21 protein-coding genes are annotated in these 24,187 nt (G+C 54.6%); 9 read left to right on the top strand and 12 right to left on the bottom strand.

Annotation, left to right across the window (positions count from 1 at the left end; genetic code table 11):
* Positions 1–36: 36 nt before the first annotated feature.
* Positions 37–189, top strand: a complete 153-nt coding sequence (locus V6944_RS20925; RefSeq protein ID WP_333500357.1) for a Hok/Gef family protein — start codon at positions 37–39, stop codon at positions 187–189.
* A gap of 119 nt (positions 190–308) precedes the next feature.
* On the opposite strand, the gene hcr is transcribed toward V6944_RS20925, so the two are convergent.
* The 4 genes from hcr to aqpZ all read right to left on the bottom strand — a co-directional run bounded on the left by hcr (position 309) and on the right by aqpZ (position 4,831).
* On the bottom strand, positions 309–1,277 hold the full coding sequence (gene hcr / locus V6944_RS20920) for an NADH oxidoreductase (protein ID WP_333500356.1): 969 nt from the start codon (positions 1,275–1,277) through the stop codon (positions 309–311).
* A gap of 10 nt (positions 1,278–1,287) precedes the next feature.
* Positions 1,288–2,940 (bottom strand): hydroxylamine reductase, encoded by a 1,653-nt coding sequence (hcp, locus tag V6944_RS20915; RefSeq protein WP_333500355.1) that lies wholly within the window; start codon positions 2,938–2,940, stop codon positions 1,288–1,290.
* A 145-nt stretch (positions 2,941–3,085) separates the two neighbouring features.
* Positions 3,086–3,985: a lysine exporter LysO family protein gene (locus V6944_RS20910; protein WP_333500354.1), complete on the bottom strand. Its 900-nt coding sequence runs from the start codon at positions 3,983–3,985 to the stop codon at positions 3,086–3,088.
* A 153-nt stretch (positions 3,986–4,138) separates the two neighbouring features.
* Positions 4,139–4,831 (bottom strand): aquaporin Z, encoded by a 693-nt coding sequence (gene aqpZ / locus V6944_RS20905; protein WP_185666594.1) that lies wholly within the window; start codon positions 4,829–4,831, stop codon positions 4,139–4,141.
* A 375-nt stretch (positions 4,832–5,206) separates the two neighbouring features.
* Between aqpZ and V6944_RS20900 the strand changes: the two genes are divergently transcribed.
* Complete coding sequence (locus V6944_RS20900) at positions 5,207–6,865, top strand: ATP-dependent endonuclease (protein WP_333500353.1); 1,659 nt, start codon at positions 5,207–5,209, stop codon at positions 6,863–6,865.
* On the opposite strand, the gene V6944_RS20895 is transcribed toward V6944_RS20900, so the two are convergent.
* Positions 6,862–7,818 carry a VirK/YbjX family protein gene (locus tag V6944_RS20895; RefSeq protein WP_333500352.1) on the bottom strand — a complete coding sequence of 319 codons (957 nt, stop codon included), beginning with the start codon at positions 7,816–7,818 and terminating at the stop codon, positions 6,862–6,864. The genes V6944_RS20900 and V6944_RS20895 overlap by 4 nt on opposite strands.
* 174 nt (positions 7,819–7,992) lie before the next feature.
* Positions 7,993–8,946, bottom strand: coding sequence for a VirK/YbjX family protein (locus V6944_RS20890; RefSeq protein WP_333500351.1), 954 nt, complete (start codon positions 8,944–8,946; stop codon positions 7,993–7,995).
* 161 nt (positions 8,947–9,107) lie between these two features.
* Here V6944_RS20890 and macA point away from each other — a divergent pair, with 161 nt between their 5' ends.
* Positions 9,108–10,223, top strand: coding sequence for a macrolide transporter subunit MacA (gene macA / locus V6944_RS20885; protein ID WP_333500350.1), 1,116 nt, complete (start codon positions 9,108–9,110; stop codon positions 10,221–10,223).
* Positions 10,220–12,160 carry a macrolide ABC transporter ATP-binding protein/permease MacB gene (gene macB, locus V6944_RS20880; RefSeq protein ID WP_333500349.1) on the top strand — a complete coding sequence of 647 codons (1,941 nt, stop codon included), beginning with the start codon at positions 10,220–10,222 and terminating at the stop codon, positions 12,158–12,160. Before macA ends, macB begins: the two co-directional genes overlap by 4 nt.
* Positions 12,161–12,235: 75 nt before the next feature.
* On the opposite strand, the gene cspD is transcribed toward macB, so the two are convergent.
* Positions 12,236–12,457, bottom strand: coding sequence for a cold shock-like protein CspD (gene cspD / locus V6944_RS20875; protein WP_035896359.1), 222 nt, complete (start codon positions 12,455–12,457; stop codon positions 12,236–12,238).
* A 395-nt stretch (positions 12,458–12,852) separates the two neighbouring features.
* Between cspD and clpS the strand changes: the two genes are divergently transcribed.
* The 3 genes from clpS to V6944_RS20860 all read left to right on the top strand — a co-directional run bounded on the left by clpS (position 12,853) and on the right by V6944_RS20860 (position 15,883).
* Positions 12,853–13,173: an ATP-dependent Clp protease adapter ClpS gene (clpS, locus tag V6944_RS20870; protein ID WP_035896358.1), complete on the top strand. Its 321-nt coding sequence runs from the start codon at positions 12,853–12,855 to the stop codon at positions 13,171–13,173.
* 29 nt (positions 13,174–13,202) lie between these two features.
* The gene (gene clpA, locus V6944_RS20865; RefSeq protein ID WP_035896357.1) at positions 13,203–15,479 is read left to right on the top strand and encodes an ATP-dependent Clp protease ATP-binding subunit ClpA; all 2,277 of its coding nucleotides are present in this window, start codon (positions 13,203–13,205) and stop codon (positions 15,477–15,479) included.
* A gap of 173 nt (positions 15,480–15,652) precedes the next feature.
* Entirely contained in the window at positions 15,653–15,883 is a 231-nt protein-coding gene (locus V6944_RS20860; protein WP_333500348.1) for a DUF2554 family protein, read from the top strand.
* 105 nt (positions 15,884–15,988) lie between these two features.
* On the opposite strand, the gene infA is transcribed toward V6944_RS20860, so the two are convergent.
* The 5 genes from infA to trxB all read right to left on the bottom strand — a co-directional run bounded on the left by infA (position 15,989) and on the right by trxB (position 21,812).
* Complete coding sequence (gene infA, locus V6944_RS20855) at positions 15,989–16,207, bottom strand: translation initiation factor IF-1 (protein WP_002211347.1); 219 nt, start codon at positions 16,205–16,207, stop codon at positions 15,989–15,991.
* Between the two features lie 283 nt (positions 16,208–16,490).
* Positions 16,491–17,195, bottom strand: coding sequence for a leucyl/phenylalanyl-tRNA--protein transferase (gene aat, locus V6944_RS20845; RefSeq protein ID WP_220441019.1), 705 nt, complete (start codon positions 17,193–17,195; stop codon positions 16,491–16,493).
* Between the two features lie 40 nt (positions 17,196–17,235).
* Positions 17,236–18,957: a heme ABC transporter ATP-binding protein/permease CydC gene (gene cydC / locus V6944_RS20840; protein WP_333500347.1), complete on the bottom strand. Its 1,722-nt coding sequence runs from the start codon at positions 18,955–18,957 to the stop codon at positions 17,236–17,238.
* Positions 18,958–20,724, bottom strand: coding sequence for a heme ABC transporter permease/ATP-binding protein CydD (cydD, locus tag V6944_RS20835; protein WP_333500346.1), 1,767 nt, complete (start codon positions 20,722–20,724; stop codon positions 18,958–18,960).
* A gap of 122 nt (positions 20,725–20,846) precedes the next feature.
* Entirely contained in the window at positions 20,847–21,812 is a 966-nt protein-coding gene (gene trxB, locus V6944_RS20830) for a thioredoxin-disulfide reductase (RefSeq protein ID WP_185666580.1), read from the bottom strand.
* A gap of 550 nt (positions 21,813–22,362) precedes the next feature.
* Between trxB and lrp the strand changes: the two genes are divergently transcribed.
* Together lrp and V6944_RS20820 are read left to right on the top strand one after the other, a co-directional pair.
* A complete protein-coding gene (gene lrp / locus V6944_RS20825; RefSeq protein WP_000228469.1) occupies positions 22,363–22,857 on the top strand; it encodes a leucine-responsive transcriptional regulator Lrp in 495 nt (164 codons plus the stop codon).
* A gap of 120 nt (positions 22,858–22,977) precedes the next feature.
* A partial coding sequence (locus V6944_RS20820) for a DNA translocase FtsK 4TM domain-containing protein (RefSeq protein ID WP_333500345.1) occupies positions 22,978–24,187 on the top strand: 1,210 nt, incomplete at its 3' end.

Genomic DNA, 24,187 nt, shown 5'->3' with positions numbered 1-24,187 from the left:
GGTGACACTTCTGTTTTGCGTTGACAGATGTTAGCCATGAAGCAGCAAAGCTGGAGATTTATCACGTTGATAATTATCTGTATTACCGTTGTTCTGGTGGTACTGATAACGAGGAAAGATCTCTGCGAGGTACGCCTGAAAACGGGGCAAACCGAGGTGGCTGTTTTCACGGCTTACGAATCCGAGTAAGAGCACTGGCGGGGAGCAATCCCCGCCACTCTTTATGTGTTGGCTATCTTCATAGCACCCACAGACGTAAAAAAGGCCACCCGGCAAAACCGGGTGGCCTTTTCACATCGTAGCGCAGATTACGCCAGTACCAGATCGCCCTGCGGATGACAGGAGCAGGCCAGTACGTAGCCGTCGGCGATTTCCGCCTCGGTCAACGTCATGGTGCTGGTAACCGTATACTCGCCGGAAACCACTTTGGTTTTACAGCAACCGCAAACGCCCGCGCGGCATGCAGCGACTACCGGCACTTTGTTACTTTCCAGCGCATCCAGCAGCGTGGTGCCGACCGGCGCGTAGAACGTTTTCGCCGGCTGTAGCTTGGTGAACTTCAGGCCGCTGGTTGCTGCATCAGCCACCGGGGTGAAGAACTTCTCTTTAAAGAAGCGCGTCACGCCAAGCGCCTTCACCTCGTTCTCAACCATGTCCATATACGGCGCTGGGCCGCAGGTCATCACGGTACGAGAAGCCAGATCCGGCACGCTTTTCAGCAGTTCAGTGCTCAGTCGACCAGAAACAAAACCATGGGTCGCATTATTCTCCGCGACCAGCGTGACCGGATACTGACGCCACTCTTCGGCAAAAATGACATCCTGCGGCGAGCGAACGTTAAAGATAACCTGTACATCGGCCTCTGGACGGTACTTCGCCAACCAGCGACGCATCGACATAATCGGCGTAACGCCGCAGCCGGCGGCCAGCATCAGGAACTTGTCATCTGCTTTATCTTCACAGGTAAATTCACCCATCGCATCGGACAGCCAGATGTAGTCGCCGCGCTTCACGTCGCGGGTCAGCCACTGCGAACCGGCACCGTCATCAATACGGCGGACGGTCAGCGTAATGTATTCGCTCACGCCCGGCGTAGAGGAGATAGTGTAGGCACGCAGCGTATCCGCTGAGTTGCGCACGCTGACCAGTGCATACTGCCCGGCGCGGTACGGATAAGCGTCGTGGCAGAGCAACGAAATTGTCCATACGTCCGGCGTTTCCTGATGGATGTGGTGAACCTGCATCCGCCATGGGCACTGATTTGTTGGCATCGTCATTCTTTACTCCTTACGCGCTCAGCAGCTGCTTCATATCTTCTTCAACGGTGGTCACGGAACGCAGACCGAATTTCTCGTTGAGGACAGCCAGCAGGTCCGGCGTGAAGAAGCCTGGTGCGGTTGGGCCAGTGACGATGTTTTTCACGCCCAGAGAGAGCAGGGTCAGCAGGATCACAATCGCTTTCTGTTCGAACCAGGAGAGCACCAGAGACAGCGGCAGATCGTTCACGCCGCAGCCCAGTTTTTCTGCCAGGGTTACCGCCAGGATGATGGCAGAGTAAGCATCGTTACACTGACCAGCATCGACCAGACGTGGCAGGCCTTCGATATCGCCGAATTCCAGCTTGTTGAAACGGTATTTACCGCAGGCCAGGGTCAGGATCAGGCAGTCGTCCGGTACGCTGGTGGCGAAATCGGTGAAGTAGTTACGTTCACCGCGTGCACCGTCGCAGCCGCCGACCAGGAAGATGTGACGCAGTTTTTCGCGGCTCACCAGGTCAATCAGGGTATCCGCTGCGCCCAGCAGGGTCTGACGGCCAAAACCAACGGTGATCAGATGTGGGATTTCGCTGTACGGGAAGCCAGCCATCTGCTGTGCCTGAGCGATAACCGGACCGAAGTTATCGCCTTCGAGGTGGCTCACGCCCGGCCAGCCGACGATGCTACGGGTCCAGATACGGTCGTCGTAAGCGCCTACGGTTGGGTCGATGATGCAGTTAGAGGTCATCACGATTGGGCCAGGGAAGCGGGCAAATTCAACCTGCTGGTTCTGCCAGCCGCTGCCGTAGTTACCGATCAGGTGTTTGAATTTACGCAGCTCTGGGTAGCCGTGTGCTGGCAGCATTTCGCCGTGGGTATAGACGTTAACGCCGGTGCCTTCGGTTTGCTCCAGCAGGTTGTAAAGGTCTTTCAGGTCGTGGCCGGAGATCAGAATACATTTGCCTTCGGTCGCTTTCACGTTGACCTGAGTTGGCGTTGGGTGACCGTATTTAGTGGTTTCACCGGCGTCCAGAATGCTCATCACTTTGAAGTTCATCTGGCCGATTTCCATTGAACACTCCAGCAGAGCGTTCATATCGGAAGGCCAGGTACCCAGCCACGCCATGATTTTGTGATACTGCGCGTAGATGTCGTTGTCGTACTGGCCGAGAACGTGGGCGTGTTCCATATAGGCTGCTGCACCTTTCAGACCGTACAGGCAAAGCAGACGCAGGCCGAGAATGTTCTCACCGATGGTCGCTTTATCTTTGTTCGGAGTGAATTCCGCAGCCTGCTGTTGCAGGGCACCCAGATCGTCGCTGGCCAGCTGCAGGTCAGCCATTGGGTTATCAACGGTGGCGCTAGCATCAACGGCCAGGCACTGCGCTTTCAGCGCGTCACGCATCGCGATGGCTTCACGGGCATAGCTAACGATACGTGGGGAATCGAAGTTAACGTTAGTCAGGGTAGAGAAGAACGCGCGCGGGGCAAAGTTATCGACGTCGTGGCTGATAATGCCGTATTCGCGAGCTTTAACCGCCCATGCGGACAGACCTTGCAGGGACGCAATCAGCAGATCCTGCAGATCGGATGTTTCAGCGGTCTTACCGCACATACCCTGTGCATAAGAGCAGCCGTTCCCTGCCGGAGTACGGATGGTTTGTTCACATTGCACACAAAACATGGTCACACCTTTTAAAGTTATATTTAATATACATGTTTAAGAGTAAGCCTGGTGCTAAGCCTTGAAAAGGGATTTCTGGTGCAACTTAAAGGGAGGTTGATTTAGCGCAATTTTGGCGGCAGCCGGGGCTACCGCCATAGAGGTATCAGGCGGTGAAGAAGGCCATCATCAGAGGAACCAGCAGACTCAGCAGGAAGCCGTGGACGATGGCAGGTGGCACCATTTCCACGCCGCCGGAACGTTGTAGCACCGGCAGGGTAAAGTCCATTGACGTTGCCCCGCACAGCCCCAGCGCTGTTGAACGGCTGCGGCGAACCAGACCGGGAATCAGCATGATCGCGAGCAGCTCGCGCGCGAGGTCATTAAAGAAGGTGGCGCTGCCAATCACCGGGCCATAAGCATCAGTCAGAAGAATACCTGAGAGCGAATACCAGCCGAATCCAGAAGCCATCGCCATTCCGGTTTTAATCGGTAGTCCGAGCAGAAAAGCGTTAATCACCCCGGCCACCATCGAACTTGCGACCACCACCAGCGCAATTAGCATGCCGCGACGGTTGAGAATTATTTGCCGCAGCGTCATACCACTATTTCTCAGCTGAATACCTACAAGGAACAGGAGGAAGATAAGCGTATATTCGCTGGCGTCGGTGGCATGCTGTAAAAAAGCAAAACCACTTAGCCCAACCACGAAACCGGCAATCACAACAAAGCACAGTTTTAATGATTCCAGCGCCATGGCAACGCGGGACGGTAATTTTTCCTGATGGTGCGGATGCCCCCACGGACGCACTTTTTCAAGCCACATCAGCGCTAGCGTATTACACGCTAAAATAACCACAATACTAATAGCAGAATAGTGGAAAATAGCTAACAGGTTGTCCGCCAGATTATCCAGGAATGCCAGACTGATCCCCATAAAGAAGAGAATAAGATAAACAATCCAGCTTAGCAGACGGTTGATTAACTGCAGCGCGCTGCGGTGGGTAAGGGGGATAAGGTAGCCGATAATGAGTGGCACCAGAATGATTAGCAATCCCGATAACATGACGTGCTCAGTTCCTTGCAGTGTTGAAATAGCGCACAGACACTACCGAAAAGCCCATACTGAGTAAAGCCACGAAAAAAGAAAGACCCGACAAAGCCGGGTCTTTCTTATCCGTCGTCGGCGCCTGAGCGCCTCGTCAGGGCTACAGCCGTATTATTTCTTTTCCAGCAGGGTGCGATAAATCAGACCACCGAGGATACCGCCGATAATTGGCATGACCCAGAAGAGCCACAGCTGGTTCAACGCCCAACCGCCCTGGAAGATAGCCACCGCGGTACTACGCGCTGGGTTAACAGAGGTGTTCGTCACTGGAATGCTGATCAGGTGAATCAGGGTCAGTGCCAGACCGATAGCAATTGGGGCGAAGCCCGCTGGTGCATTTTTATCGGTTGCACCGTGGATAACCAGCAGGAAGCCGCAGGTCAGCACGATTTCAATCACGATAGCGGACAGCATGGAGTAACCGCCCGGTGAGTGTTCGCCGTAGCCGTTAGAAGCAAAGCCGCTGGCCGCTGCATCAAAGCCTGCTTTACCGCTGGCGATGAGATACAGAATAGCCGCAGCAATAATCCCGCCCACAACCTGGGCAATGATATAGCCGATAACATCTTTAGCCGGGAAACGACCGCCCGCCCAAAGGCCCAGCGTCACTGCCGGGTTAAAATGGCCGCCAGAAATGTGCCCTACTGCAAAAGCCATGGTGAGAACGGTTAAACCGAACGCCAGCGCCACACCCGCAAAGCCAATCCCTAACTCTGGGAATGCGGCAGCCAGAACCGCACTGCCGCAACCACCAAATACCAGCCAGAAGGTGCCAAAGCACTCTGCAGCCAATTTTCTAAACATAACCACCTCGAATTGAAAATATCATCGTCATAAAGGATGACGACTGAATTTACACCGGCCTGAATTGAATGGCGGGTATAGTCAGCGTTATTTTAAAAACTAACCTCATCCCTTAACCAGTTAAATAAATACGCGAACTTTGATGCAAAACAATGTGGTGTTAATCCTTAAGCAATCTTTTCATTAATTCAGAGTGTAGTGCATTATTTTAGGAATAATCGCGAAGAGTGATGGCGAGCGCACTTTATTACTTTGTACGGTTAATGACGATGCCTTCTGCCTGAAAGTAAGGGAATGAGCGGATGTCAATGCCCTTTCATGCCGCTATACTGCGAGAATGAAAGGAGAGCAGGCGTATCGTGTTACGGAGGAGTTATGCTTCTTGAGCGCACCGAGATTGCAGGGTTTCGCGGCATTAACCGTTTGTCGTTAATGCTGGAACACAATAATGTCTTAATCGGCGAAAACGCCTGGGGGAAGTCGAGTCTGCTGGATGCATTGACGCTGCTGCTTTCCCCGCATGAAGGGCTGTACCACTTTGTTCGCAACGATTTTTGGTTCCCGCCCGGCGACGTTCAGGGGCGTGAGCACCATCTGCACATCATTCTGACCTTTCGTGAGAACGAGCCGGGGCGCTATCGTGGGCGTCGCTACCGTGGCCTCACTGGCTGTTGGTCGCTGTGCCCTGACGGCTATCAGCGCATTTTCTATCGCCTGGAAGGTGAGCTAGCCGCCGACGGCAGCGTACTCACGTTGCGTAGCTTTATCGACAGCGACGGTCAGGCGCTGGAGCTGGATGATATTGATGCCTGCGCGCGCGAACTGATTCGCCTGATGCCGGTGCTGCGACTGCGCGATGCGCGCTTTATGCGCCGTATCCGTAACGGCACGGTGCCGAACGTGCCGGATGTCGAGATTACCGCCCGCCAGCTGGATTATCTATCACGTGAGCTGGTCACCAGCCCGCAAAACCTGAGCGATGGGCAAATCCGCCAGGGGCTCTCAGCGATGGGGCAACTGCTGGAACACTACTTCTCGGAACAAGGCTCTGGCCCGGCGATTCAACGCCTGATGCGCCGCCGTTCTCACGACGAGCAGCGTAGCTGGCGCTATCTTGATCTGATCAACCGGATGATCGACAAACCCGGCGCTCGCAATCATCGGGTGATCCTGTTGGGTATGTTCGCCACCTTATTGCAGGCGAAAGGAACCGTCAGGCTGGATAAAGACGCTCGTCCGCTGCTGCTGGTGGAAGACCCGGAAACCCGTCTGCATCCGATTATGCTCTCCGTGGCCTGGAGTCTGCTGAACCTGCTGCCTTTGCAGCGTATTGCAACCACCAATTCCGGCGAACTGCTGTCGCTGACCCCGATGCAGTACGTCTGCCGTCTGGTGCGCGAATCGTCCCGCGTTTCCGCCTGGCGTTTAGGGCCGGAAGGAATGAGCGCTGAAGACAGCCGCCGCATCTCCTTCCATATCCGCTTTAACCGCGCCTCATCGCTGTTTGCCCGCTGCTGGCTGCTGGTGGAAGGAGAGACGGAGACCTGGGTGATTAACGAACTGGCGCGCCAGTGTGGTCATCACTTTGATGCTGAAGGGGTGAAAGTTATTGAGTTTGCCCAGTCGGGATTAAAACCGCTTATCAAGTTTGCTCGGCGAATGGGCATTGAATGGCATGTGCTGGTCGACGGTGATGAGGCCGGGAAGAAGTACGCCGCCACCGTGCGCGGTTTACTCAACAACGACCGGGATCAGGAACATCATCACCTGACCACGCTGCCAGCACTGGATATGGAACACTTTATGTATAAGCAGGGTTTTTCCAGTGTTTACCATCGCGTTGCCCAATTGCCGGAAAATATCCCAATGAACATGCGCCGGGTGATTACCAAGGCCATCCATCGTTCGTCGAAGCCTGATCTGGCGATTGAAGTGGCCATGGAGGCGGGTCGACGAGGAACGGAAGCCGTACCGCCTTTACTGAAGAAAATGTTTTCCCGCGTCGTCTGGCTGGCGCGCGGGAAAGCGGATTAGAGTGTGGTGGCCTGCAAAATCTGCTGCTGGAGCGTATCCAGCAGCTCGTAGCGGCGGCGGTACTCCGCGCGTTTTTTGCTGGCAATCTCTTCCATGGTCTTACGCGGCAGCGCCAGCGGAAGCACGTACTCACCTTTGTTGTCTACCGTTGCGCTGAGCGATTCCCAGAAGCTGTTGTAATCGGCATGCAGCTTGTCGCGCTTTTTGCGACGATAGCGAATGCTGCGATAGATATGCGTCTCGTTACTGACGGCACGCACGTGTTCTACCGACAGCGGTGCGGTCAGCGTTAACAGCGCATCGACCACAAGCCTTTTCGGGAACAGGCCGTGGCAGGCTTTTGTTGCCGTCTGAATAAGCTGGTGCGGAACATGCGCCTTCGCCCCCTGCAAACCCCCAATATAAAACGTATTCACCCCGTTGAACTGACATAACGTAAAGGTCAGCTCAGCCAACACGGTGTTGTTTTCATCGCGAAACGTTAGCGTTGCTTCACCTTCTTTATCCTGCATGGCATCCGCGTTCAGGCGTATAGCGTATTGCTGACCCTCTTTGCCGTTGAGCGTCGCCAGTAGTGCGCCGTGTGGCGAAAGATATCCTTGCGTCACACCCTCAGGCAGATGGCTTAGCAGTTGCTGATAGTGCCAGCTTAATGCCTCGATCGTCTGCTGGGGATCGGTGTGAATGGATAACCACGGACGGTGCAGACGGCACGGTAGGCCGGGCTGTACGTCCAGAATCTGCATTAAATGTGGTTGTTTCGCCAGACGGTCCAGTAGCTTGCCGGTCATATGCGGGGTACTCAATGAACGCAGTATGAACTTGAAGCGGTAGCCTGGATTTTGCCACGCCCGACCGGGTGTTAACGCGCCGCTCGACAGCAGCCGAAAGAAGTGCCAACTGGACTCAGGTTGCAGGGAGGTTGACGGGGAAAGCGCGGCGATACTGGACATAAGGATAATCTCATAAGAAAGATTTACCTATTTAAGCAACGAGACTCTCAACACAATTTCAACAAATGTAAGAATTGTGGAGATTAACGCTTGTTGATTAAGCGTTTAGGTTTGATGATGTCTGTTTTTTACTGTTTTCAGCGCACTGCATCAGCAGCGCGCGGAAAAGAAAGCTTAACGCGGGTTAAAGAGCGCTGACATTTGTACATCAATGGTATCGAGCAGCTCATAGCGACGGCGGTATTCCGCGCGCTTTTTACTCGCGATCTCGGCGATATCTTTGCGGGCGATAGCGCCGGGGATATGAAAATAGCCGGTTTGATCGCATTCGCCACCGACGGCTTCCCAGAAGGTGTCGTAATCAGAGAGGATGGTTTTGTTTTTATCGTGGTAGCGCTCGCCACGGAAAATATGGACCGCGTTGCTAACGGCAAGAATTTGCTCCACCTGCAGACGCTCAGCAAAGTGGCAAATGGCTTCCATCACCAGGCGTTTTGGGAACAGGCCGTGGCAGGCCTTGGTCGCTTCCTGAATGGCTTCATGGGGAAGCTCGCGTTTGCCACCCTGCAGTCCGCCAATAAACAGCGTGCGCTGATTCTGATAGTTCAGGATGGTAAAAGTCATTTCCGCCAGCGTATCGCCATTTCCGTTGCGCATCAGGACGGTACTTTCACCTTCTTTGTCGAGATTGACTTCCATGGTCAATTCAAAGCTGAAGATCTCGCCGTTTTTCCCCTCCACTTTTGCGAGCGGGAAATACTGCGAATTCAGATAGGTCTCAAACTCTTCAGAGGACATTGCCTCAGATAACAGCTTATAGTGATAGCGCAGCGCATCCACGACCAGAGGGCGGGCAAAATTAACGGCCAGGTAAGGACGATGTAGCCGCACCGGCAGGCGAGGTTGGCGTGCCAGTACCGCGTTAAGATTTGACCATTGGGAAAGCTCGCGCATCCATTCACGGCTTAAACGTGGCATGAGCAACGATCGCAGCATAAACTTCCGCCGAAAGCTGCGTTTTTGCCACTGTTTCCCTGGTTGCCATTGGCCACTAAACAGGCTGAAAAATAGACCAAAACTGGAAAATGAGCGTGCTGAGGAGAGTGAATTATCACTGAGTTGAGACATGGCTGGCGACCTGAATAAAAACTTTTCTAAAGTTTACAATTGGAAAACTAAACCAAATCTCAATAACCAGAGAATGCTTAAGTGTTTGTTATGACCCGTTTACCTTCTGTTTACATTAGCTTTTACATTCTGTCGAATACACTGGGGAATACAGGATTTTTATGAACATCAAGGGAAAGTTTAAAAAACGCTATGTGATTGCGGCGATCGTCGTGATCATTGCCGTGATAGCGGTCTGGAAAACGCTGAACGCGCCGTTGCCCAATTACCAGACGTTGATTGTCCGCAAGGGCTCCCTTGAGCAGAGCGTACTGGCCACCGGCAAACTTGACGCGCTACGCAAAGTGGACGTCGGCGCGCAGGTGAGCGGACAGTTGAAAACATTGTCGGTGAACATTGGCGATAAAGTCGCGAAAGATCAGCTGCTAGGGGTGATTGACCCCGAACAGGCGCAAAACCAGATAAAAGAGGTGGAAGCCACGTTGATGGAACTGCGAGCGCAGCGCCAGCAGGCGGAAGCGGAATGGAAGCTGGCGAGCGTGACCTTTTCACGTCAGCAGCAGTTGGCAAAAACCCAGGCAATTTCGCGCCAGGATCTGGACACGGCTGCCACCGAAATGGTGGTGAAAAAAGCGCAGATTGGCACAATTGACGCACAAATTAAGCGAAATCAGGCCTCTCTGGACACCGCTAAAACCAACCTCGATTTCACCCGCATCGTCGCGCCTATGGCGGGCGAAGTCACGCAAATTACTACTCTGCAGGGGCAGACGGTGATTGCCGCTCAGCAGGCGCCGAATATTCTGACTCTTGCCGATCTCCGTACCATGCTGGTGAAAGCGCAGGTGTCGGAGGCCGATGTTATCCACCTCAAGCCTGGGCAGAAAGCCTGGTTTACGGTGTTGGGTGACCCGCTGACGCGTTACGAAGGTACGCTCAAAGACATTCTGCCAACGCCGGAAAAGGTCAACGATGCCATCTTCTACTATGCCCGTTTTGAAGTGCCTAACCCGCAGGGCGTTTTGCGCCTGGACATGACGGCTCAGGTGCATATCCAGCTCGGTGGCGTAAACGATGTGCTGACCATCCCGCTTTCCGCGTTGGGTGAGAACGTGGGCGATAATCGCTACAACGTACGCCTGCTGCGTAACGGCGAGGTGAAAACCCGTGAAGTCGTGATTGGCGCGCGTAACGACACCGATGTGGAAATTGCCAAAGGGCTGGAGGCGGGCGATGAGGTGATTACCGGAGAAGGTAAAGCCGGGGCCGCACAATGACCGCACTGCTTGAACTGAGCAACATCCGTCGCAGCTACCCGTCCGGTGACGGCAGCGTGGATGTGCTTAAAGGCATCTCACTGCAAATTAACGCCGGTGAGATGGTGGCGATTGTCGGGGCCTCCGGTTCGGGCAAATCCACTCTGATGAATATCCTGGGCTGTCTTGATAAGCCCACGAGCGGGACTTATCGGGTTGCCGGGGTAGATGTCGCGACGCTGGATAGCGATGCGCTGGCAGCGCTGCGGCGCGAGCATTTTGGCTTTATCTTTCAGCGCTACCATTTGCTGTCTCACCTGACGGCCGCGCAGAACGTTGAAGTGCCTGCCGTCTATGCTGGCATGGAGCGCAAAGCCCGCCTTGAGCGCGCTGGAGAACTGCTGCAGCGTCTTGGGCTTGCCGATCGCGTGGATTATGCGCCTTCGCAGCTTTCCGGCGGCCAGCAGCAGCGCGTCAGTATTGCCCGCGCGTTGATGAACGGCGGTCAGGTGATACTTGCCGATGAACCCACGGGGGCGCTTGATACCCATTCGGGTGAAGAGGTGATGGCTATCCTGCATCAGCTAAAAGAGCAGGGGCACACCATTATTATCGTCACCCACGACCCGCAGGTTGCCTCGCAGGCCGAGCGGGTGATTGAAATTCGTGACGGCGAAATTATCCATAATCCGCCCCCGCGTCAGACGACGGTAGCGGCGCGCAAACCTGCAGCTCAGAATGCGTCCGGCTGGCAGCAGTTCAGCAACAGCTTCCGCGAAGCGTTGTCGATGGCCTGGCGCGCGATGGTTGCCAATAAAATGCGCACGCTGCTGACCATGCTGGGCATTATCATCGGCATCGCCTCGGTGGTCTCCATCGTGGTGGTGGGCGACGCGGCCAAGCAGATGGTGCTGGCGGATATTCGCGCTATCGGTACCAACACCATTGATGTCTATCCGGGGAAAGATTTCGGCGATGACGACCCGCAGTACCAGCAGTCGTTGAAATACGATGACCTGCTGGCGATTGAAAAGCAGTCGTGGGTCAGTTCAGTCACCCCATCGGTGTCAAAAAACCTGCGCGTCAGGGCAGGCAATATTGATGTCGCCGCCAGCGTTCAGGGTATCGGGCAGCACTACTTTAACGTTTACGGCATGACCTTCAGCGAAGGGAATACCTTTAACGGCGTACAGTCCGCGGAACGTTCGCAGGTGGTGGTGCTCGATAGCAACACGCGCCGCCAGCTGTTCCCGAATAAAGCCAATGTGGTAGGCGAAGTCATTCTGGTCGGCAATATGCCCGCGACGGTTATCGGTGTGGCAGATGAAAAACAGTCGATGTTTGGCAGCAGCAAAATTCTGCGCGTTTGGTTGCCATACTCAACGATGTCCGGAAGGGTGATGGGGCAGACGTGGCTAAACTCGATTACCGTCAGGGTGAAAGAGGGTTACGACAGCAGCCTTGCGGAAGAGCAACTCACCCGGCTACTCAATCTGCGGCACGGCAAAAAAGATTTCTTCGTCTGGAACATGGACAGCGTCTTGAAAACGGCAGAACGCACCACACATACATTACAGCTGTTCTTAACGCTGGTGGCGGTGATTTCGCTGGTGGTGGGCGGTATTGGCGTGATGAACATTATGCTGGTGTCGGTGACGGAGCGTACCCGGGAAATCGGCATTCGTATGGCGGTTGGGGCGCGGGCCAGCAACGTGCTGCAGCAGTTCCTGATAGAGGCGATCCTGGTCTGCCTTGTCGGCGGTGCGATCGGCGTGGCGCTTTCCATGATGATTGCGCTGCTCTTACAGTTGGTGCTGCCGGGATGGGAAATCGGCTTCTCACCGCTGGCCCTGCTGACGGCATTTATCTGCTCGACGCTGACCGGCGTGCTGTTTGGTTGGCTACCTGCGCGCAACGCTGCCCGGCTCGATCCGGTCGATGCGCTGGCGCGGGAATAAGCGCAAAAGAAATGAAAAAATGCCAGTCAGAAGGACTGGCATTTTGACAGCGGGATGTACACAATGGGGCAGTAACTAGGCGGCTGTTTCTGCTTCCAGAGGGATAATCACGCTGGCATGATTACCTTTCGGCCCCTCGTGGACATCAAACTGGACGGATTGCCCGGCTTTTAACGTTCTGTACCCATCCATCTGGATGGTGGAGTAATGGGCGAAGATGTCCTCGCCACCGCCTTCCGGGCAAATAAAACCGAACCCTTTAGCATTGTTGAACCACTTAACAGTACCCATTTCCATACTTCGACATCCTTCGTAACACTATTATACGTTTATAAGTAGATGGAATGAACCGGTGGTGGAGTCAGGAGTTGTTCAAAACCTCACCAACTCTCGCCAGTACAATTTAGATATTTCGCACAATGCGTCAAGCGTTTGAGGGAGGCTGAAGGGGGAAAATGCATCAAAATTTGAAGCAGTTAACGCTATTGACGGGAATGTGACAGAGTTCGCGAATGACAGCTATAGGTGATAGCTATCTATGATCTACAGTAAATTTAGAACGTGTATGCACAGGAGCAAGTGGCTGCGTAGCGGACGGTAAATGTGTCATTAATACCGTCAATAATACGAGGCGCTTAAGTGCAAACAGGAACGTCAGTAGCACGAGATGACACCCACAATGATGACTGACAATGAGTAAGACCAGAGACTGGCTGGATTTCGACCAGCTTTCGGCAGATAAACTTCAGGATGGGCTTAAGCCCCCATCGATGTATAAAGTGATATTGGTCAATGATGATTACACTCCGATGGAGTTTGTTATTGACGTGTTACAAAAATTCTTTTCTTATGATGTAGAACGCGCAACACAACTGATGCTAACGGTTCACTATCAAGGTAAAGCAATTTGTGGTGTCTTTACGGCAGAAGTCGCCGAGACCAAAGTTGCCATGGTGAATCAGTACGCGAGGGAGAACGAGCATCCACTGTTGTGTACGCTGGAACAAGCCTGATACAGGCATGAAAATTGGGGGAGGTGCCTATGCTCAATCAAGAACTGGAACTCAGTTTAAACATGGCTTTCGCCAGAGCGCGCGAGCACCGTCACGAGTTTATGACCGTCGAGCATCTGTTGCTGGCTCTGCTTAGCAACCCATCAGCCCGTGAAGCGCTGGAAGCGTGCTCGGTCGATCTGGTGGCGCTGCGTCAGGAACTCGAAGCCTTCATCGAACAAACCACGCCGGTGCTACCGGTCAGTGAAGAAGAGCGCGAAACGCAACCGACGCTCAGCTTCCAGCGTGTTCTGCAGCGTGCGGTCTTCCACGTCCAGTCTTCCGGGCGTAGCGAAGTCACCGGCGCTAACGTCCTCGTGGCTATTTTCAGCGAGCAGGAGTCGCAGGCTGCGTATCTTCTGCGTAAACATGAAGTCAGCCGCCTTGACGTGGTGAACTTCATCTCTCACGGCACGCGTAAAGACGAGCCAAGCCAGCCTTCCGATTCCGGGAATCAGCAGACTAACGAAGAGCAAGCAGGCGGGGAGGAACGTATGGAAAACTTCACCACCAATCTTAATCAGCTTGCTCGCGTCGGGGGAATTGACCCGCTGATTGGCCGCGACAAAGAGCTGGAGCGCGCCATTCAGGTGCTGTGCCGTCGCCGTAAGAATAACCCGCTGCTGGTGGGGGAGTCTGGTGTCGGTAAAACGGCGATTGCTGAAGGCCTCGCATGGCGCATCGTGCGCGGCGACGTGCCGGAAATCATGGCCGACTGTACTATCTACTCGCTCGATATTGGTTCGCTGCTGGCGGGCACCAAGTATCGTGGCGATTTCGAAAAACGCTTTAAAGCGCTGCTCAAGCAGTTAGAGCAGGACACCAACAGCATTCTGTTCATCGACGAGATCCACACCATTATCGGTGCGGGCGCTGCGTCGGGTGGGCAGGTGGATGCCGCGAACCTGATTAAGCCGCTGCTCTCCAGCGGCAAAATTCGGGTGATGGGCTCCACCACTTACCAGGAGTTCAGCAATATCTTTGAGAAGGACAGGGCGCTGGCGCGTCGTTTCCAGAAAATCGATATTACCGAACCGTCGGTAGAAGAGACTGTACAGATCCTGAACGGCCTGAAGCCGAAATACGAAGCACACCACGATGTCCGTTACACCGCGAAAGCGGTACGTGCGGCGGTGGAGCTGGCGGTGAAATACATCAACGATCGTCATCTGCCGGATAAGGCCATTGACGTGATTGATGAGGCAGGCGCGCGCGCCCGTCTGATGCCGGTGAGCAAGCGTAAGAAAACGATCAACGTGGCGGACATTGAATCCGTGGTGGCGCGTATTGCGCGTATCCCGGAGAAAAGCGTCTCCCAAAGCGATCGCGATACGCTGAAAAACCTCGGCAACCGTCTGAAGATGCTGGTATTCGGCCAGGATAACGCTATTGATGCGTTGACCGAAGCCATTAAGATGAGCCGCGCAGGCCTCGGCCACGATCATCGCCCGGTGGGCTCCTTCCTGTTTGCTGGCCCGACTGGGGTGGGTAAAACGGAAGTGACCGTCCAGCTGGCGAAGGCGATGGGCATTGAGCTGCTGCGTTTCGATATGTCCGAGTATATGGAACGCCATACGGTGAGCCGCCTGATCGGTGCGCCTCCGGGATACGTTGGTTTTGACCAGGGCGGCCTGCTGACCGATGCGGTTATCAAGCATCCGCACGCGGTACTGCTGCTGGACGAAATCGAAAAAGCGCACCCGGACGTCTTTAACCTGCTGTTGCAGGTGATGGACAACGGTACGCTGACCGATAACAACGGTCGTAAAGCCGATTTCCGTAACGTGGTGCTGGTGATGACCACCAACGCCGGCGTACGTGAAACCGAGCGTAAATCGATTGGCCTTATCCAGCAGGACAACAGCACCGACGCGATGGAGGAGATCAAAAAGATCTTTACGCCGGAGTTCCGTAACCGTCTCGATAACATTATCTGGTTCGATCATCTGTCGACTGACGTGATCCACCAGGTCGTCGATAAGTTCATCGTCGAGCTGCAGGTTCAACTGGATCAGAAAGGCGTGTCGCTGGAAGTCAGCCAGGAGGCCCGCAACTGGCTGGCCGAGAAAGGCTACGACCGTGCGATGGGCGCGCGTCCAATGGCGCGTGTGATTCAGGACAACCTGAAAAAACCGCTGGCCAACGAACTGCTGTTTGGCTCGCTGGTTGACGGCGGCCAGGTCACCGTGGCGCTCGACAACGAGAAGAACGAACTGACCTACGGCTTCCAGAGTGCGCAGAAGCATAAGCCAGAAGCGGCGCATTAACGTTAATCACTTGCGGTAAAAACAAAAACCGAGCTGTCAACAGCTCGGTTTTTTTATGCGCCATCTTCGTTGTTTCACGCTGACATTCCATTTTCGCAAATTTGAACAGCCGGATAATAACCAGACGTAAGGGTTGGCATGATGGAGGCAGAAGATAACCAAGCGGTGGCATAATGTTTTCGAAATTGTTATCGGTGATTTTACTCACCAGCGCGTTATTCTCTGGTCAACTTATGGCCGGACATAAAGGACATCAGTTTTTGTGGGTAAAAAATGCCGATCATCAGCTCCGTCATGAAGCGGATAGCGATGAGTTACGTGTGATGGCGGAAGAGTCAGCAGAAGGGCTGCGTGAGCACCATCACTGGCAAAAATCGCGAAAACCGGAAGCGCACAATTTATGAGGTGATGTGGAAAAGACAAAAAAATGCCCCGCTATAAGCGAGGCATTAATATTCGGCAAATAGCGCTCGGCGAAAGTAGCGCCAGACGCTCATTATCTGCGGCGATTAGCGACTACGGAAGACAATGCGGCCTTTGCTCAGGTCGTACGGGGTCAGCTCAACAGTCACTTTGTCGCCCGTCAGGATACGGATGTAGTTTTTGCGCATTTTACCGGAGATATGTGCAGTAACCACGTGCCCGTTTTCCAGTTCTACGCGGAACATGGTATTAGGTAACGTATCAAGAACGGTACCCTGCATTTCAATATTGTCTTCTTTGGCCATCTAATCCTCTGGGGTATCACTACCGTAATTTGAACCGGCAAGATAATGCCGAAGTTCATCAAGTAAGTAAAGAATTGTCCGTCTTAATCGGCGAAAGTCGTTTTTGCGCATTACCCTTTCACCACACAAATGCATCGTGTGATGGGCACGAACCAGGCCGGAAACAGCAGGATAAACGTGGGCGTTATCTGACTCGAAGATTCCCAAACGTCGGCGGGGTAAAAGGCAGAAGCGACTCTCGTCGGCAATTATATCATCCTGATGGCAATTGTGCTGAAATCATTTACGCTTCAGGTAAAAAGAGCGCACGGGGTACCCAAAACTTATCGGCAAGCGGCTGCATGCGAAGCGTATTGAGATGTTCTAGGTAGTCACGACGTGGAATTTCCTCCGCGCCCAGGGAGGCGGTGTGGCTATTGAGCACCTGACAGTCGATGAGTTTGCCACCCGCCTGACGGAATGCCTCGCAAAAGACGTACAGCGCCGTCTTAGAGGCGTTCTCCGCGCGGCTGAACATCGACTCGCCGCAGAACAGTTCGCCCATGGCAACGCCGTACATGCCGCCTACCAGCGTGTTCTCCTGCCATACCTCGATAGAGTGCGCATGACCAAGCTCGTGCAGGCGATGATAGGCCTGGCTGATGCTGGTGGTAATCCAGGTACCTTCGTGGCGATCCTGCGCGCAGCCGGCGATCACATCGCTAAAGGCGTAGTTGATCGTCACGCGATAAGGGGAGGTTTTGTGAAACCGCTTCATGCTGCGACTGAGATGAAACTGCTCAGGCCACAACACGGCGCGGGGATCCGGCGACCACCAGAGGATAGGGTCACCGGGGGAAAACCACGGAAAAATGCCGCGCTGATAGGCCATCAGCAGGCGTGCAGGGCCGAGATCGCCCCCTAAAGCGAGCAGTCCGTTTGGTTCACGTAATGCGCCCTCAGGTGAGGGAAACGCGATCGAGTGTCGAGAAAGCTGGACAAGGCGCATGTCGCGATGACCTCACGAAACAGGGTTAACTAATCATAGTCTACAGACGCTGTTTAAACTGGTAGTAACGACCTTGTTTTGCCAGCAGTTCTGCGTGATTACCTTGCTCAATAATTTGCCCGTTGTCCATGACAATTATCTGATTAAATCGCGCCAGCCCGCGCAGACGATGGGTCACCATCAGCAGCGTTTTATGACGCATTACGTCGGCCAGTAGTTCAAGCACCTGGCTCTCGGTGGTGGCGTCTAATCCTTCAGTCGGCTCATCCAGCATCATCAGCGGTGCATCGTGCAGCAACGCCCGCGCAATCCCCAGCCGACGCAGCTCGCCACCGGAAAGTTGACGCCCACCTTCACCCAGCCAGCTGTTCAGCCCGGCGTCTTCGAGCAGCTTCTCAAGGCCGGTACGACGCAGAACATCGCTGAGCGCTTCATCGCTTGCGTTAGGCTTAGCCAGCAGCAGGTTATCGCGCAGAGTGGCGCTGAACAGATGCACGCGCTGCGGCACCAGGCTGATGGTCTGACGCAGCGTCTGCTCATCAAACTGGGTCAGCGGCATGCCGTTCAGCAGAATCTCGCCCTGCTGCGGGTCCCAGGCGCGGGTAAGCAACTGGAGCAGCGTCGATTTACCGCAGCCGGTACGGCCGAGGAGGGCGATATGCTGGCCCGCAGTAATATTCAGAGACAGATTATTCAGCGCAGGCTGCGCTTGTTGAGGGTAGGTGAATGACACCCGATCCAGCGTCAGCGATACCTGTTGAGGACGCGCCACCGTCTGTTCCGGGAAGGTCACTTCCGGTTGCTGTTCAATAATCTGGCTGATGCGCAGCGCCGAGGCGATAACCTGCCCAAGATGTTGGAAGGCTCCGGTCACTGGCGCCAGCGCTTCAAAGGCCGCCAGCGCACAGAATACAAAGAGCGCAATCAGCGCGCCGGGTTGGCTATTGCTACCAACGCCGCCAGCGGCTAACCACAGCATGGAGACCACAGCGACGCCGCCAATTAGCAGCATTAACGCCTGTGACAGGGCGGTCAGCTCAGACTGACGGCGCTGGGCGTCGTGCCAGTTAAGTTCGGTTTGCTCCATTTGCTTCCGATAACGCTGGCTGGCGTTAAAAATAGTCAGCTCTGCCTGTCCCTGCAGCCAGCCGGTTAACTGTTGGCGATACTGCCCACGTAGGCTTGTCAGCTGTTCGCCGGTGGGTTTACCTGCGCGATAGAATAGCGGCGGCAGCACCAGCAGCGTGGCCAGCATAATGCCGCCTAGGGTAAGCGCCAGACCAACGTCCAGTAGGCTAAGCCCGGCGGTCACCACCAGAATGACGACTAACGCACCGACTAATGGCGAAATAACGCGCAGGTAGAGGTGGTCGAGGGTATCGACGTCCGCCACCATACGGTTAAGCAGTTCGCCTTGGCGAAAACGCGCCAGCCCGGCGGGCGACAGCGGCAGCAGCTTGCTGAAGGTAAAGACGCGCAGATGCTGCAAAACGCGGAAGGTTGCATCATGACTGACCAGCCGCTCAAAGTAGCGCCCGGCGGTGCGGATAATCGCCGCGCCACGTACGCCTGCCGCTGGCAGCATGTAGTTGAAGGTGTAAGCGCCCGCGAACCCGACAACCGCTGAGGCAGAAAGAAACCAGCCGGAAAGGGTCAGTAAGCCAATGCTTGCGAGCAGGGTGATAATCGCCAGAACAACGCCCAGGCTTAACAGCCACTTGTGACGTTTGTAGAGCGCCAGATAAGGCAATAATGCGCGCATTTAAATCTCCTCCTGACGGCTAGCCAACAGGCTGGCAAATACACCATTAGCATCAACCAGTTGCTGATACGTGCCCTGCTCAATAATCTGGCCGTTTTCCATCACCCAGATAGCATCCCAATCGGTAATGCCTTCAAGCTGATGAGTGACCATCAGCGTGGTTTGTTGGGTGGAGGCTTCGGTCAGCGCCTGCATAACACGCTGTTCGCTGTGGGCATCCAGACTTGCGGCAGGTTCATCCAGCAGCAGCAGACGGCAAGGGGCGAGCAGGGCGCGGGCGACGGCGACGCGCTGGGCCTGACCCACGGACAGACGTGCGGCCTGTTCTCCGACAACGGTGTCGATACCGTCAGGAAGCTGCGGCAGGAATTCGCTGACCCAGGCTTTATCCAGCGCCTGCTGTAACTGTTGTTCGCTGGCCTCCGGATTCCCGAGCAGGACGTTCTCGCGCAGCGTGGCGGCTGGAAGCTGCGGGTTTTGCCCGACCCAGCTCATCATGCGGTGCCAGCCTTCCGGGTGCAGATTGCGTAATTCAACGCCGTTCACTTTCAGCGAGCCGCTGTAGGGCAGGAAGCCGGCCAGCGCATTCAGCAGCGAGCTTTTACCGGAGCCACTCAGGCCAACCAGCACGGCGCGTTGCCCGGCGTTAAGCGTGAAGTTCAGCGGCCCAACCAGCATTTTGCCTTCCGGCGAGGTGATAAACAGATCCACGGCGCTAAGGGTAACCGGCTCATTGGTGTCCAGCGTCTGGTCACCCTGCTCAGGATGCGCCAGCGGTGCTTCGAGGAACGTTTTCAGGCTGTCGGCGGCGCCTACGGCCTGCGCCTTGGCGTGATAGAAGGTACCTAAATCACGCAGCGGCTGGAAGAACTCAGGGGCCAGGATCAGCGCGAGGAAACCGGAGGAGAGCGTCACTGCAGTGCCGTAGCTGCCGAAGTTTAGCTCGCCAAGGTAGGAGAAGCCGAAATAGACGGCGACCAGCGCAATGGAGAGCGAAGTAAAGAACTCCAGCACGCCGGAGGAGAGGAAGGCCAGTCGCAGGACTTCCATCGTGCGTTGACGGAAATCCTGCGAGGCTTCGCGAATGCTTTCCGTTTCTGCTTCGCCACGACCAAAGATACGCAGCGTATCCATGCCCCGCAGACGGTCGAGGAAGTGACCGCTCAGGCGCGCCAGCGCCAGGAAGTTGCGGCGGTTGGCATCGGCAGCGCCCATTCCCACCAGGGCCATAAACAGCGGAATTAACGGTGCCGTCACCAGCAGTATTAACGCGGCGACCCAGTTGGAAGGGAAGATCGCGACCACAATCAGCAGCGGCACGCAGGCCGCCAGCGCCATCTGCGGCAGGTAGCGGGCATAGTAATCGTGCATGTCATCGATTTGCTCGAGGATAAGCGTCGCCCAGCTTCCGGCTGGCTTGCCCTGAATCCAGGCCGGACCGGCCTGCTGCAGGCGGTCGAGCACCTGACGGCGTATTTCAAATCGAATTTGTTGCCCGGCGTGAAAGCCAACGCGCTCCCGCAGCCAAACGACCCAGGCGCGCAGGATAAAGATCAGCACAAGTTGGATAAACGGCAGCAGCAATGCTTCTCGCGGGATGTTCTCCATAATCATGTGATGGAGAATGCGGGCAAGGAACCAGGCCTGGGCGATGATCAGTACACCGCTAACGAAGCCGAGCAGACGGGAGGTCATCAACCAGCGGCGTGACAGGACGCTTTGCTGTTTGAGCCAGCGGGTGAGTTCTTGTTGGCGACTTTTATTCATTGGGCGCTTAGCAGGTGCTTATGGCTAATGGTTTCAGTTATGGGCGCGGCAATGTTACATCGCAGAAAAAATAAAGGCGACTTATCGTCGCCTTTTTTACTTTTGTTACTGACTTGTAAAGATTATTTGCACGCGTCAGCCAGACCGTCGAGGTAGCGCTCAGCGTCCAGCGCAGCCATACAACCGGTACCTGCAGAGGTGATCGCCTGACGGTAAATGTGGTCCATTACGTCACCCGCCGCGAACACGCCAGGGATGCTGGTTTGCGTTGCGTTGCCGTGAATGCCGGACTGCACTTTGATGTAGCCATTTTCCAGCGCCAGTTGACCTTCGAAGATCGCGGTATTTGGGCTGTGGCCGATAGCCACGAACAGACCCGCGACGTCCAGTGATTCAATGTCGTCGTTTTCAGTAGAACGCAGACGCAGACCGCTCACACCCATCTGGTCGCCAGTCACTTCTTCCAGGGTACGCTTGGTGTGCAGCACGATGTTGCCGCTTTCCACTTTGTCCATCAGACGTTTGATCAGGATTTTTTCCGCACGGAATGAATCACGGCGGTGAATCAGATGCACTTCTGATGCGATGTTGGACAGATACAGCGCTTCTTCCACGGCGGTGTTGCCACCGCCGATGACCGCGACTTTCTGGTTGCGGTAGAAGAAACCGTCGCAAGTGGCGCAGGCGGAAACGCCGCGGCCTTTAAACGCTTCTTCTGACGGCAGGCCCAGATAGCGAGCAGAGGCACCGGTCGCGATGATTAACGCATCGCAGGTGTATTCGCCGCTGTCGCCGGTGAGGCGGAAGGGACGGTTTTGCAGATCCACGCTGTGAATGTGATCGAAAATAATTTCGGTCTCAAACTTGGTGGCATGCTCATGCATACGTTCCATCAGCAGCGGACCGGTCAGGTCGCTAGGATCGCCAGGCCAGTTTTCCACTTCTGTGGTGGTGGTCAGCTGACCGCCTTTTTCCAGCCCGGTAATCAGTACCGGTTGCAGGTTTGCGCGTGCAGCATAGACCGCAGCGGTGTATCCCGCAGGTCCAGAACCAAGGATTAACAACTTACTGTGTTTGGCCGTGCCCATGAGATCCCCATAATTGTTGGCAGACATTGTTCTGGATTGTAGGGAATTTGTAGACGTAAAAAAAGAGCACAACGATTTTGTTAACGATATGTGTAATAGAATGAGCCGATTGATTGTCTATTTTAACATCAAAAAATATAACTATTTCTACTGCCAGGCCGATGATTATAAGACGATTACATGTGAAACCGGACCCAGGATTCATGAATATCTGGCATGTTGTACTAAAAAAAGATGTTTTGCTTTGACAATCCCCTAAGCTTTTGCGACAACATTCAAGGAAGAAGAAAAGCAGTGTTTCGCGTGTGGTGAATTTTCATGCACGCAAATGCCATTTTTACCCGGATCACTGAAATCTACGTATGGTGTGGACAGACATCATACGTGATGTCGGAGGGTGGCCGTGAGGCGCCGGGGCTTCTCATACGCATACCCTGGGATATTCGTCGTTGCAGCAACAACGGCGCATTGAAATCGGGAGAAGGCTCTGAACAGTGAAGTGCACAGAGTCAAGACAGGAGTAGGGAAGGAATACAGAGAGACAATAATAATGGTAGATAGTAAAAAACGCCCTGGCAAAGATCTCGACCGCATCGACCGCAACATTCTCAATGAACTGCAAAAAGATGGGCGTATTTCGAACGTCGAGCTTTCCAAAAGAGTAGGACTTTCTCCGACCCCGTGCCTTGAGCGCGTACGTCGTCTGGAACGACAGGGTTTTATTCAGGGCTATACCGCGCTGTTAAACCCGCATTATCTGGATGCATCGCTGCTGGTTTTTGTTGAGATTACTCTGAATCGCGGTGCGCCGGACGTGTTTGAACAATTTAACGCCGCTGTGCAAAAACTTGAAGAAATTCAAGAGTGTCACCTGGTTTCCGGCGATTTCGACTATCTGTTGAAAACCCGCGTACCGGACATGTCGGCTTACCGTAAACTTCTTGGCGAGACCCTGCTGCGCCTGCCAGGCGTGAACGACACCCGTACTTACGTCGTTATGGAAGAGGTTAAGCAGAGTAATCGTCTGGTAATTAAGACCCGCTAAAACGGAACAGGTGCAAAATCAGCGTAGTTTGATTACACTCCTGTTAATCCATACAGCAACAGTGTCGGCGTAATCTGGCACTGTTGTCCGTTTTAGCATTCGGCACCTGGAGAGCCTTTCTTGAGCCAGGAATATACAGAAGACAAAGAAGTCAAACTCACAAAACTCAGCAGCGGACGCCGACTCCTTGAGGCGTTACTCCTTTTATGCGCCATTTTTGCCGTTTGGTTAATGGCTGCACTACTGAGCTTCAATCCTTCCGATCCTAGCTGGTCCCAAACGGCCTGGCATGAACCTATCCACAATTTATGTGGCGCTTCCGGCGCATGGTTAGCGGATACGCTGTTCTTCATCTTTGGCGTAATGGCTTACACCATACCGGTCATCATTGTTGGTGGCTGCTGGTTTGCCTGGCGACACCGCTCGAGCGAAGAGTATATCGACTACTTCGCCGTCTCGCTGCGCCTGATTGGCGTGCTGGCTATCATCCTTACCTCATGCGGCCTGGCGGCGATTAACGCTGATGATATCTGGTACTTTGCCTCCGGCGGCGTGATTGGCAGCCTGCTCAGCACCGCGCTGAAGCCAATGCTGCACAGCAGCGGCGGAACGATTGCACTGCTCTGCATCTGGGCCGCGGGGCTGACGCTGTTTACCGGCTGGTCATGGGTCAGCATTGCCGAGAAAATGGGCAGCTGGATCCTCAATATTCTGACGTTCGCCAGCAATCGAACCCGTCGTGATGACACTTGGGTTGATGAAGACGAGTACGAAGAAGAAGACGAATATGAAGACGACGGCGAGGAGACGCAAAAAGCGTCGCGTGAATCTCGTCGTGCGCGCATCCTGCGAGGTGCGCTGGCGCGCCGTAAGCGGATCGCTGAAAAATTCGCTAACCCGATGGGACGTAAAACGGACGAAGCGCTGTTCTCTGGTCGTCGTATGGACGAGCCGGAAGAGGCGGGGCGTTATGCGGCTCAGGTCGATCCTGATGATGTGCTGTTCTCTGGCGCGAGTGCGACGCGCGCCGCTGAATATGATGAGTACGATCCTCTACTGAATGGTCATACCGTCGCAGAGGCCGTTGCCGTTACAGGCGCAACGGAGTGGGCAACTGACCCAACACTCGCTGCACCGTCCATGAGCGAGCAGCCCGTTGCTTCAGCTGCTGCTGAGTGGCAGGCCGTTCCAGCCCCAACGGCGGAGGCACCTGCACCAGGAGAATGGCCGCCGGTGCAGCAGCCTGCTTACGAGCAGCCGCAGTATGCACAACCACAGCAGCCTGCTTACGAGCAGCCGCAGTATGCACAACCACAGCAGCCTGCTTACG

This window comes from Kluyvera sp. CHPC 1.2972 (assembly GCF_036759925.1).
Lineage (GTDB): Bacteria > Pseudomonadota > Gammaproteobacteria > Enterobacterales > Enterobacteriaceae > Kluyvera.
The sequence above is the reverse complement of the archived record's forward strand: the minus strand, read 5'-3'. Positions and strand labels throughout refer to the sequence as shown.